Genomic DNA, 13,007 nt, shown 5'->3' on the forward strand with positions numbered 1-13,007 from the left:
TAACGGCTGCAGTAGCATCTGTAGCTCCTCCAGCATATTGAGCTATATTAGAAAATTGCTCAATTACTTGTGTAATATCTGTCATGATTTATATTTCTCCTAAATTAAATTTTCTTTTTTAAGTTCTTTTAATAAGTTTTCATGTTTTTTAGCATTTTCAAGTGCTAATTTTTTTTCAATTTTTTCTACAATTTGCGGATTATGCTCTTCACCTTCATGAATTTCTTGAGCTCAGTATGTTGATGATAATAACACAAACACACCAGCCTGGATAATTCCGGCAAATAATGTAAAGAATGATAGTAAGAATGGCATCATAATTGTTGCACAAATTAGAATAATACCAATTTGTGGATAGAAGAATGAAGCGCTTCCACTAGTAAATCCTCCGAATGCTCATCACATTAAAGCGTAAATAATTGAACTAGCTGTAACGTGACCTCATAATCTAAATGTTAATGAGATAATCGGAATCATTTTCCCAACGATTTCTAAAGGGTTAATCATAATTGGGATTTTTTTGCCATTAACTTTAATTCTGAATAAGAATTTGTTAAAGTAACTTCATCTTTGGAATTTAACAGCCATAAACTGTGATCCAAATCATGTAGTAAGGGCAAATGTTAATGGAACTGTTAAAGTTGCAGCTGGTTCTTTAAAACCAAATAGAACAATAATGTTTACTGTACCAATTCAAAGAAACACAAATAAAAAGAATGGTGTTAATTTGACATGTCTTGGTCCAATAATGTCTACAACAAGATTTTTAACAAAATCAACAACTCCTGCAATTATTAAAACAAATGCATTGGGAATTTCTGTTGTTTTTACTTTTTTAATTTTAAAATTATAAATTACTAATATAGTTAATAAAAGTAAAGTTGACATACCAATGGCTACAATTACGGGTAAACCATAAATAAGCTGTAGTGGTTTTCAGATTTCCATGTTTTCCTCCTTAAATAATTTATTAGTCTTTTTTATCGGTTGTGTAATTCAAATAAAAATTACAAAACATCATCAATAATATATGACCAACAGTTAAACCTAATCACATTCATAAATTAAACACAGACGAATCAATCATTGACCCATGTACATTTAAAGAAAAATTTGTGGCTCATATGATTAGAAAGGGAATCATATACAAAAAATTAATTCCCATAAAAATGAATACGAATTTTACTCTATTACCTATTTGTTTCACTTTTCTATTGACTAGTATGTAAACAAACATGCCTAAGATACAAAATATTGAAGTTATACTTGTAGTTATTAGGTATGATCAATTTTCAATTACTATTCCAACGATTAATGAAGCAAATCAAGCTATTAAGAAAAAAGACGAGATTATTAAAACTCTTATAAAACTTTTATTCTTAAATTTATTAGAAAATTTCATATTCTCCACCAAGTTAATCGATTTTATTAACTCTATTATATTTTATTAGAAAATAGGTGTAATTTTCATAAAAGATAATTATTATATAATTAGAATATTTAGTACAAAAAAAAATTAACACGTTTGTTGTGTTAATTTTTTTTAAAATGGTGGAGACTATGGGAGTCAAACCCACGACCTCCTGAGTGCAAATCAGGTGCTCTATCAGCTGAGCTAAATCCCCAAATGGTGGAAATAAGTGGGCTCGAACCACCGACCTCACCCTTATCAGGGGTGTGCTCTAACCAACTGAGCTATACTTCCAGTCAACAATGACCATATAGATTATATACTCATTGTGTATTTTATAAAAAGAATTTTAACGTTTTGTAAATTGAGGTGCTCTTCTAGCTCCCAATAGACCATATTTTTTACGTTCTTTTACTCTAGCATCTCTAGTAACTAAACCAAGACTTCTTAGAGTCGGTTTGAATTCAGGATTTACATCTATTAAAGCTCTAGTGATTCCTAATCTAATTGCACCGGCTTGACCAGTGAAACCACCACCATCAACTTTAACAAAAATATCATAACTTTTTTCAGTATCTGTAGCAACTAATGGTTGCATCATATCTTGAATTACTAATTCATTAGGAAAGTAATCTTTTGGAGCTTTATCATTGATTAAAATTTTACCAGTTCCTGGAACCATTTTAACTTTAGCTGTTGAAGTTTTTCTTCTTCCTAAACCTTTAAATTGTGCTTTAGACATAATTATTTAATTCTTTCTTTTAAATTCAAAATTGTAGGTTTTTGTGCTTCATGTTGGTGAACATTTCCATCATAAACAAACATTTTAGTAATAATTTTTCTAGAAAGTTTGTTTTTAGGTAGCATACCCTTAACTGATCTCTCAACTAATTCTTTTGAATATTTAGTAATCATTTCTTCACCAGTTCTTCCTCTGATTCCACCAATATAGTGTGAATGATTATATCATTTTTCTGTTTGTGCTTTATTGCCAGAAAGTTTTACTTTATTGGCATTTAAAACAATAACATAGTCACCACAATCCACATTAGGAGTGAATTCTGGTTTGTTTTTACCACGAAGAATGTTAGCTAATTCAACTGACATTCTTCCTAATATTAAGTCAGTAGCATCAACAACATATCATTTACGTTGTATATCTGCTGCTTCCTTTTTAAGCATAGTAGATTTTTGCATTTTTTTTAATCCTCATATTTTTAACATATGTGGAAATGATGTAACAATTTAATTTTATATAAATTTTTAAATTAAGATAAACTTTTTTAAAAATTTAAAATTAATATTGTTTTTTATACATTTCTTCACCTTTGTCAATAATGTCTTGTGGGGTATCCAAACCAGTACCAGCTGGTATTAATTTTCCTAAAATAACATTTTCTTTTAGACCCAATAAGTTGTCTGTTTGTGTTTTGAAAGCAGCATCTGTCAAGATTTTTTTAGTATCTTGGAATGAAGCAGCTGATAAGAATGATCCTGATTTAGAAGGAGCAGAGTTAAGACCAAATACTTTTGAAGAAATAACTGGTAATTTTTTATTTTGTTCAAATAGTTTTTGAGAAATTTCTTTACAGTGATTAATGTCAACAATTTGACCAGCAAAGAATTTAGAATCACCAGGATTAACAACTAAAGCTTTATTAGTTAATTGTCTTACGATAACTTCAATATATTTATCTGAAATTTCAATACCTTGTGCTCTATATATTTTTTGTACTTCTTTAATAATGTAATTTCTTACTTCTTTAACACCAGCGACTCTTAATAGTTCATTAATTTCAATTGAACCTTCAACAAGTTTAGTTCCGGGAACAATTTCTTGTTTTTCTTCAACTCTAATTTTTCTATCAATAGGTGCTTTATAAACAATTTCGTCATATTTGTTTGAAACCGTAATTGCATATTCTTTATTGTCAGTTGTAATTTTTGAAACTACACCATCAATTTCTGAGATTATTGCTAATTCTCATGGTTTTGGAGGTATACAGTCAAATAATTGTTTTAGACGTTCAAAACCTTGAGTAATATTTGAACCACCAGCAACACCACCAGTATGGAAAGTTCTCATGGTTAGTTGGGTTCCAGGTTCACCAATAGATTGAGCTGCAATTACACCAATTGCGGTTCCGATTTCTATTAGTTTATTAGTTGATAAATCTAAACCAAAACATTTTTGACATATTCCGTGAACATTTAAACAACTTAATGGCGTTCTCATAATAACTTCTTTAATTCCAAGATCAATAATTTCTTGTGCTTTTTCAGGAGTTACATATTCATCCATTGAAGCAACAACTTCATTAGTTTTTGGATTTAATATATCTGTTAATGGGAAACGACCAATTAATCTATCTTTTAATGGTTCGATTACTTCATTATCAGCAGTATTAATCAATTCTGTTAATGTTAGACCACTTGATACATGACAGTCTTCTCCTCTAATAACAACTTCTTGTGTAGCATCAACAAGTTTTCTAGTCATATAACCAGATTTAGAAGTTTTCATAGCAGTATCAGTCATACCTTTTCTAGCACCATATGATGAGTTAAAGTATTCTGAAATTGTAAGACCTTCAATAAATGAATTCTTAATAGGAATTTCAATAGTATCTTTAATAATTTTTGAAGATGATTTTTGATCATAGTTATAAGATTTTGACATCAAACCACGCATACCAGCTAACTGTGTAAAGTTAGAAATGTTACCACGGGCTCCAGAATCTGACATAACAATAATTGAATTGTTTTTGTATTCTTCAGAACTTACAAGTTCTTTAACATCTTCTGTAACTTTGTCTTTAACTTCAGTTCATAACTTAACGATGTTAGTATATCTTTCATCATCAGTATATCAACCTTCTTTAGCAAATTTATTAAATTCTTGAACTTTTTTATCAGCAGCTTCAAAATATTCAAATTTGTTTGTGTATTTAGGAACATCATAGAAAGAGATTGAAGTAGCAGATACCATTGAATAATGGAATCCTAATTCTTTTAATTTATCCATAATTTCAGGAACAACATTTGGTTCTGGATAATCATTATAAAGTCTATCAATAATAACTTCAAGCGCTTTTTTATTGAAAGGATTTTTAATTCCTCTAGCTTTTATTTTGTCATGAATTGATTCACCTTTAAGAACTAATGAATCAACACCCGGACCTTTTAGATCGTTGGGAGCATTGATATATGCAAATTGTGAAGGAAGAATATCATTAAATATCATTTTACCAGGAGTAGTAATTAAAATACCTTCTGAAATGAAATCTTTTTCAGGATAATTTTTAGTTGAAACACCAATTAAACTATGCAAATGAACTTTTTTAAGCATTAAAGCTTTTTTAACTTCATTTAAGTCATTGAATATTAAACCACTTCCTTCTTTATTTTTATCTTCTTTAGATAAATAATAGTTACCTAAAACAATATCTTGTGTAGGAGTAACAATAGGCTTACCATCTTTTGGACCAAGAATATGTCATGAAGCAAGCATGATTGATCTAGCTTCAGCAACAGCTTCTTTAGATAAAGGAACATGGACAGCCATTTGGTCACCATCAAAATCAGCATTAAAAGCTGTAGTAACTAATGGGTGAAGATGAATAGCTTTACCTTCTACCATTTTAACTTCGAAAGCTTGAATACCAAGTCTATGAAGAGTAGGCGCTCTATTTAATAAAACAGGTCTTTCACTTATTACTTTTTCAATAATAGGTCAAATGATTGAATCTTGTTTAGTAATTAAATTTTCAGCAGCTTTAATTGTTGATGCAAATGGAGTTATTTCAACACCGTTGTCATCATATTTTTTAATTAGTTCATGAATAATAAAAGGTTTGAATAATTTTAAAATCATTGTAGCTGGAATACCAACTTCATACATTTTTAATTCAGGACCAATAACAATAACAGATCTTCCTGAGTAGTCAACACGTTTACCTAATAAGTTTTGTCTAAATAAACCTTGTTTACCTTTAAGGTGATTACTTAAAGATTTAAGTGGTCTTTTATCTCTACCTTGTACAGGTTTTTTTCTAGATGAATTATCAAATAAAGCATCAACAGATTCTTGTAACAATCTACATTCGTTATTAATTAAAATGTCAGGAGCGTAGCTATCTTTCATTTTATTTAAACGTTCGTTTCTGATAATAATTTTTCTATAGAAGTTGTTAATATCACTAGTTGTGAATCTTCCACCATCTAATTGAATAATAGGTCTTGAGTTAGGAGGTGTGACAGGAATTACATTAAGAATCATTCATTCAGGTTTATTATCTGATTCTTTTAATCATTTAACAATTTCTAATCTTTTTAATATTTTTTTAGTTTTTGGATCAGTAGAACTTTCAAAAGTTTGTAGTTTTTCTTGGATTTTTGAATATTCTTTATCAAGATCAATTTTCTTTAGCAATTCTTGAATAGCTTTAGCACCAACACCAAATCTAATACCAGTATGTTTGTTAATGAAATCAAAAACTTCTTGAATACTAAAAGGAAGATTCTTTTCAGATAACATAACATCATAAGTCTTAGCTCTTTGGTAATTTAAATCATTTCTACCTTTTTCAGCTAGAACTGATTTAGCAATGTCTTTTAATATACGACGTAGTTTTGATCTTGTTCTAACATTGTTTTTAATAGAAGTTAAATCAACAATTTCTTTTAATTTAAAAATTGATTCATCTTTATACTTGTAATTACCTTCATCAAGAATAATGTAATTAACAAAATAAATTACTTGTTCAACATCTTTATATGAAATATCTAGAAGTAAAGAAATTTTTGAAGGATTAGGTAATTCTTTTGTCATTCAAATATGAGCAACAGGAGCTGCTAATTCGATATGACCCATTCTTTCTCTTCTAACAATTGATTCAGTAATATCAACATGACATTTGTCACATTTATTACCTTTATATTTTACTTTCTTATATTTACCACAAGAACATTCATAATCTTTGATAGGACCAAAGATAGCTTCATCAAATAAACCATCAGTTTCTGGTTTTAATGATTTATAGTTAATAGTTTCAGATTTAGTAACTTCACCATGTGATCATTTTCTAATTCTATCTGGAGATGCTATACCAATTTTTAGTTTTTCAATATTTGAATTTTTCATATTTTTATCTCCTTTAGAAACTTTCATCGTCTAAGTCATCTTCTAAATCAATAGAAGGTGCAAATTCTTTAAGTTTATTTGTTACTTCTTCATCTAAATCTTTAGATGTGTTTAATACATTTTGTGAATCAATAAAATCATTCATATCAATTCTTGATTTATTCTCAGTTTCAACTTCTAAATATAAACCAAGACCTTGTAATTGTTTAGTCAATAATTTGAATGATTCTGGCGTTCTACCAGTCGGAATTTCATGACCTTTAATAATTGCATTATAAGTCATATTTCTACCTCTGACGTCATCAGATTTAATAGTCAAGATTTCATATAAGTTATGAGCAGCACCATAAGCTTCAAGTGCTCAAACTTCCATTTCACCAAAACGTTGTCCACCATTTTGTGATTTACCACCAAGCGGTTGTTGTGTAATCTTAGAATATGGTCCAACTGATCTAGCATGAATTTTGTCATCTACCATGTGATCCAGTTTAAGCATATACATGATACCAACTGCTATATCTCCATCAAGATATTCACCAGTTTTTCCATCTCTTAAAGCAAATTTAGCTTTTGTTTTAATAGGATCAATTCCAGCTTCTATCATAATGTTTTCAAGATCATTTGATTGAACACCATCAAATACTGGTGTAGCAATTTTGAAACCAATGTCTTCAAATGAAAGACCCACTTTATTTAAAGCAATTATTAAGTCAATTGTTTTTACTTTAGTTAATAATTCAGCAAGCGTTTTAGATTTGTTGTCATCTACTAATTTTTTAATAACATTAAATAATTTATTAGCAACATCTATATCCAAACCGAATAATTGAGATAATCTTTCAGCATTATTATTTTCAAACACTAATGCTAATAATTCTTTTTTACCTTTTTCTCTTGCTGCATAACCTAAGTGTAATTCTAAAATTTGACCAATGTTCATTCTAGAAGGCACACCTAATGGATTTAATAAGATATCGATTGGAGTTCCATCATCCATAAATGGCATATCTTCAACCGGAACAATTTTAGAAACAACACCTTTGTTACCATGACGTCCAGCCATTTTATCACCAACTTGGATTTTTCTTTTTTGGATAACATAAATTTTTACTACTTCAATTACATCATCACCAAGTTCGCTATTATTTTCATCTGTATTTTTATATCTTTTAACAGAAGCAACAATACCTTCTCCACCATGTGGAATTTTTAATGATGAATCTTTAAAGTTTTTAGATTTTTCACCAAAGATAACTTGAAGAAGTTTTTCTTCAGGAGGAAGATCAACTGCTCCTTTTGGAGTTACTTTACCAACTAAAACATCACCTTCTTTAACTTCAGCACCAACCATGATGATTCCATCTTCATCTAAATAACGTTTTGCATTTTCAGAAACATTAGGCATTTCTCTAGTAATTTCTTCATCACCATTTTTAGTTTGCAAACATTGAACAGTATATTCATTAATATGAATTGAAGTAAAAGTATCATCTTCTACTAATCTTTCTGAAAGAATAATAGCATCCTCAAAGTTATATCCTCTTCAAGTACTGAAACCAACTAATACATTATTACCTAAAGCCAATTCACCATTTTGCATTGAAGGACCAGTAGCAAGAACTTGTCCTGATTCTACTTCTTCATTCAATTTGATCATTGGAGTTTGAGTAATTGTTGTGTTTTGGTTTGATTTTCTATATTTAATTAATGGATATTTATGTTTTTTTGATTTGTTATCTGTAATAGTAATTTCATTACCATCAACAGCAGAAACTTTACCATCAGTTTTAGATAGTATAGCTAAACCTGAATCGTTAGCAATTTTATATTCACTACCTGTACCAACTCATGGAGAGTAAGGTTTAATTAAAGGAACGGCTTGACGTTGCATATTAGAACCCATCAAAGCACGGTTAGCATCATCATTTTCTAAGAAAGGAATTGAAGATGCAGCAATAGAAACAACTTGTTTAGGTGCAATTTCAACATAATCAATTTGATTAGCACTAAAGATGTTGAAAGAACCACGATAACGAGCAATAATGTTATCTGAAATAATTTCATTAGAATCGTTTAATTCTACAGTTGATTCAGCAATAATAAATTCATCATCTTGTAATGGAGTTAATCATTCAATTTCATCAGTAACTACATTGTTTTTTACAACTTTATAAGGTGTAGTAATAAATCCATTTTTGTCAACTTTTGAAAATAATGACAATGACATAATAAGACCAATGTTCATACCTTCAGGAGTTTCAATAGGACAAATTCTACCATAGTGTGAATAGTGAACATCACGAATATCTAAGTTAGGATCTTCTCTTGAAATTCCATTAGGACCCATAGCAGAAATTCTTCTTTTATTAGTTAATTCACTTAATGGGTTTTGTTGATCAATAAATTGAATTAATTGATATGAGTTAAAGAAGTCTTTAAGAATAATTTGGAAAGGTTTAGTATTAACAATTGATTTAATTGTTGTTTTTTTCACTTTTTCTTCTGTAACTTCAGGATCTGCTACAAAGTGTTCATTTGAAGTACCACCATCAGCAATAGCTAATTTTTCTTTAATGTTTTTCTCTATTCTTAAAATAGCTACATTAATACGACTCTTTAATAATTCATGAATCAATTTAAGTCTTTTGTTACCTAAATGATCAATATCGTCAAATGTACCAATATCGTCTTTTAAGTTATATGCATATGAAATTGTTGATAATAAATCAACAATTGTTAAAGAGTGTGATTCAATTTTTTCATTGTTTGTATGACCAATAATGCTTATTTTTTCATTATTATTTTCATTTTGAGATAAAATTTCAATTTTTTCTAAATCAAAACTCATTATAGGTTTTAAATTTTCTTCTATTGAAAAATCAGTAAATTTAGTTGAAACCTCAAATTTAGATATTGATGATTTTTTAGAATTTTCTTTAAGTTCTTGTACTTTTTCTTTTGTGAATAATTCACCAGCATTAATAATAGGATTACCTTTTGAATCTGTAATATTGTTTGCTGATATTTTTTTGTGAATTCTGTCAAATGTTGTAAGCTTATGATTAAACTTGTAACGACCAGCAGAACTTAAATCATAACTCTTATTATTAAAGAAATGTAAAAGAATAACAGCTTGGTATGAACTATCTTTTTCTTCGTCATTAAGTTGTCCTTCTAATCCCTTAGTAGACAATACTAATTCATTAAATAAATCTTTAGCTGCTTTTTCTGTAATAATTGCATCTAATAAAATTTGATTTTCATCTCTAATTTCATGAGATTTTTTAATGTTATCTTCACTTTCATATTTTTTAATAAGTTCGTTATTTTTATAGAAAGTATATAGTAATTTTTTAAGCTTTCTTTCAACAGGAGAACCTCTTAATAGACATTCTTCTTCATCTATTTCAGTAGAATTTAATTCTTCTGTAATTTCTTTTAACAATGAATCAATTTCTTGATCTTCTAAAATAGAGTTTTTATTGTAAGCTTCATTTTTTAAAGTTTCTTGAATGTAAAGATTATCTTCACCATATATGTTTAAAATGTCTTCTTCAGATAATCCATAAGCTTTTAGCAATGTTGTAGCCATAAAGTTTACAGAATTATCACCTGTAGAAGTTTTAGTTGTAATTTGAATATATTTTTTATCATTAGGGACATTAATTAACATTAATGGACCTTTATGAGGTAATAATTCACAAATGTTACCTTCTAGAATACGTTTTCTAGAATTATTTAATTTAACTTGAGATTTGTTTAATACATACATTCCAGGAGAACGTATAATTTGGGCAATAACAAATTTTTCAATCCCGTTAATTACAAATGTTCCTTTTTCTGACATTAAAGGTACATTTCCAAAATAAATACCATCTGGTTTGTTTGAACCTTTTCTACTTTTAGCAGAATTAACTTCACCAGTTTCGTTGTTGATTAATTGTAATTCAACAAACAATGGACGATCATATGTTTTAGATTCATAACGACATGATTCTTCATCATGTGAAATGTCTCCAAATTTAATTCCATTATAAGTTAAAGTATATTTTCCTTGTGGAGATTTAATAGGAAAAATACTTGCAATAGAGTTTTCTAATTCAACGTTTAAAAACTCTTCAAATGATGCTTTTTGAATTTCAGATAAATCTGGTGCTTCAAAATTATTATTAATTTTAGAATAAGATCTTCTAATAACCTTATTTCCAAATTTTTGCTCTGTAAATGATGCTTTTTTGTTCATGTTGCCTGCTTTTTTTATTACTAAATTATTATGAGATTGTATTTAAAAACACATTTTACTATTATACCACAAATTAAAAGAATAAAAAGTGATAAAAACTTCTCTATTTAGTTAATTTAATTTTTGAATTATTTTTAACTAAAATTCATTCGTTATCATTTTTAATATTTTTAATTATCAAAGCAATAGCTTCGTGTGAAAAATTAAGATCAATAGCCGAAGGTTCGGCTCCTCTTTGAATATATCCAAGAATATTTTTTCTAACAGGAATTGATATTTCTTTTTTTATTTCTGAAATCAAATCATTTAATTCTTCATTACTAAATTCATATTCTTTGAATAAACAAATTAAAGAATTGTTTTCATTATATTTATTAACGATTTCGTTAACTTTTGTTTTTTTATTAATTCTTATTGAATTAAACAAAAAATTGACAGATTCATTTAATATATCATTTGAATATCTACCCATTAATTCAATCATACAAATTGATTTATGAGTGTGTGTTGAATAATTAATTTTAACGATGTCTGATTTTATTTCATTTAATGTCGAATCGAAACCAAGACAATATTCAGATAAATCAAAATCATTATCTATAGTTGCTGGAATAAAGAAAACACTTATTCCACTTTTCCTTAGAAGCTTTGCGGCTTCAAAAGAACCATTTCCACCAACTATTATTAAAACGTCTAGATTTTTCTTAAGATTCTTGATGATTTGTTTTTGTGTATTTTCATTTAAAAAATCTTCAAATCTTGAACAATGTAAAAAACTTCCAGATAAGTTAAAGTGATTATAGTAATTTTTTACATCAGATATATAGTTTCAATTATATAGTCCTTTTAAACCATCTATAAAATATAAAGGTTTAATGTTTGTGTTGTTTATTATTTTAGAGAAGTTTATTAATAGAGAGTTCATTCCGGGTGAATCACCACCCGAAGTTAATATTCCTACTCTCATTCAAACAATTCTCCTCATTCATACATTAATAAATCTTCTGTTTGTTCAATTTCTAAAAATCTGTTGAATTTAGAAATTGAATAAGAACCCAATATTCCCCCAATAGATACTTGTGTCATTTTTGAAGCTATGCAAAGATCTACTAAGAAATTATCTTCTGAATTATAAATATTTGATCCACCAATTAAATTCATTTGATTCATATCTAATAATTTAGAAACTTTAACAATATCAGATAAAACAACAGAATTTGATATTTTTAAAATCGCTCCATTAGAAGTTTTATTTTCTAATTCTTTAGAAATGTTTTTAATATTTCCATTAGTTTCATAATTAGAAACAATTTGAATTTTTCCAAATTTCGATCTTAATTGTTTGTAGTGATCTTCATCAAAATCAAAACCAAAGAATATACTTGGATCTGTTAAATATATAATATTTAGATCTTTGAATTTACCTAAGAAAGATTTAAACTTGGCTTTAGAATCTTTCACTTTAACATCTTTAGAAGTTTCGATTCCAATTCCAATATCTTCAAGATTATAACCAGCATTGATTATGGCTTTCTGAATTTTTTCAGATAGTTCATAAGTATTAACAGAAGTTTCATGCATGATAGCACCGAATTTACCTATTTCATATTCTTCATCTGTAAATTCTTTTAAAAGAGAATTTATAACATTATGTGAAATTTGTAGAGATTCAGCAAAAGATTTTGATTTTTGAGTAATTAATAATAATTTATCAAAATCAGAATCTTTTATTTTTTTATTAGATTCTATAGCAGTTACCAACGGAATAGAATTGTAATACCTTTCTTCATTCTTATATATACTATTTTTAATATATGAATATAAAGAAATGCCTTTATATTTAGCAACAGCTCTACAATAAGCCATAGAAACTACAAGACTAGCATTTGAACCAATTTCAGACATATTGTCGGTTGAATCAAATTGTTTAAGAATTTCATCAAATTCACTTTGTGATAAATTTTGTTTACCAACTAAACTATTTCTAATTTGGTTGTTTATGTTCATTATTGCAGTTAAAACTGATTTACCAGAAAAAATGTTAACGTTTTCATCTAATAAATTATAAGCAATAGTTTTGTGATCGTAATTGTTAGGAACAACAGCAGATCCTTGTACATTATTATTTAATGTAATAATGCATTTAATAGTTGGTAAGCCCTGTAAGTTCAGAACTTGGAAAGATTTAATATCAGTGATTGTCATAGTAT

The 13,007-nt window shown here is 27.7% G+C and carries 8 protein-coding genes and 2 tRNA genes; 1 reads left to right on the forward strand and 9 read right to left on the reverse strand.

Translation table 4 applies throughout. The features are described from left to right. Positions 1-99: 99 nt before the first annotated feature. On the reverse strand, positions 100-948 hold the full coding sequence (locus AC27EK_RS01535; protein ID WP_487231596.1) for a F0F1 ATP synthase subunit A: 849 nt from the start codon (positions 946-948) through the stop codon (positions 100-102). 287 nt (positions 949-1,235) lie between these two features. Here AC27EK_RS01535 and AC27EK_RS01540 point away from each other — a divergent pair, with 287 nt between their 5' ends. Further along, positions 1,236-1,451: a hypothetical protein gene (locus tag AC27EK_RS01540; RefSeq protein WP_487231597.1), complete on the forward strand. Its 216-nt coding sequence runs from the start codon at positions 1,236-1,238 to the stop codon at positions 1,449-1,451. Positions 1,452-1,549: 98 nt separating this feature from the next. Here AC27EK_RS01540 and AC27EK_RS01545 read toward each other — a convergent pair. The 8 genes from AC27EK_RS01545 to AC27EK_RS01580 form a co-directional block, all read right to left on the reverse strand. Further along, positions 1,550-1,625 (reverse strand) — tRNA-Ala (locus AC27EK_RS01545). Positions 1,626-1,628: 3 nt separating this feature from the next. Beyond that, positions 1,629-1,705 (reverse strand) — tRNA-Ile (locus tag AC27EK_RS01550). Between the two features lie 55 nt (positions 1,706-1,760). After that, positions 1,761-2,153 (reverse strand): 30S ribosomal protein S9, encoded by a 393-nt coding sequence (gene rpsI, locus AC27EK_RS01555; RefSeq protein ID WP_487231598.1) that lies wholly within the window; start codon positions 2,151-2,153, stop codon positions 1,761-1,763. Between the two features lie 2 nt (positions 2,154-2,155). Then, a complete protein-coding gene (rplM, locus tag AC27EK_RS01560) occupies positions 2,156-2,608 on the reverse strand; it encodes a 50S ribosomal protein L13 (RefSeq protein ID WP_487231599.1) in 453 nt (150 codons plus the stop codon). Between the two features lie 100 nt (positions 2,609-2,708). Next, complete coding sequence (gene rpoC, locus AC27EK_RS01565; RefSeq protein WP_487231600.1) at positions 2,709-6,554, reverse strand: DNA-directed RNA polymerase subunit beta'; 3,846 nt, start codon at positions 6,552-6,554, stop codon at positions 2,709-2,711. A gap of 13 nt (positions 6,555-6,567) precedes the next feature. After that, entirely contained in the window at positions 6,568-10,797 is a 4,230-nt protein-coding gene (rpoB, locus tag AC27EK_RS01570) for a DNA-directed RNA polymerase subunit beta (RefSeq protein ID WP_487231601.1), read from the reverse strand. Between the two features lie 103 nt (positions 10,798-10,900). Further along, positions 10,901-11,764: a 6-phosphofructokinase gene (locus tag AC27EK_RS01575; protein WP_487231602.1), complete on the reverse strand. Its 864-nt coding sequence runs from the start codon at positions 11,762-11,764 to the stop codon at positions 10,901-10,903. Further along, the gene (locus tag AC27EK_RS01580) at positions 11,755-13,002 is read right to left on the reverse strand and encodes an enolase-like domain-containing protein (RefSeq protein WP_487231603.1); all 1,248 of its coding nucleotides are present in this window, start codon (positions 13,000-13,002) and stop codon (positions 11,755-11,757) included. The genes AC27EK_RS01575 and AC27EK_RS01580 overlap by 10 nt, the downstream gene beginning before the upstream one ends. Between the last annotated feature and the right edge of the window lie 5 nt (positions 13,003-13,007).

It is taken from the genome of Ureaplasma rhincodontis, from assembly GCF_057537535.1.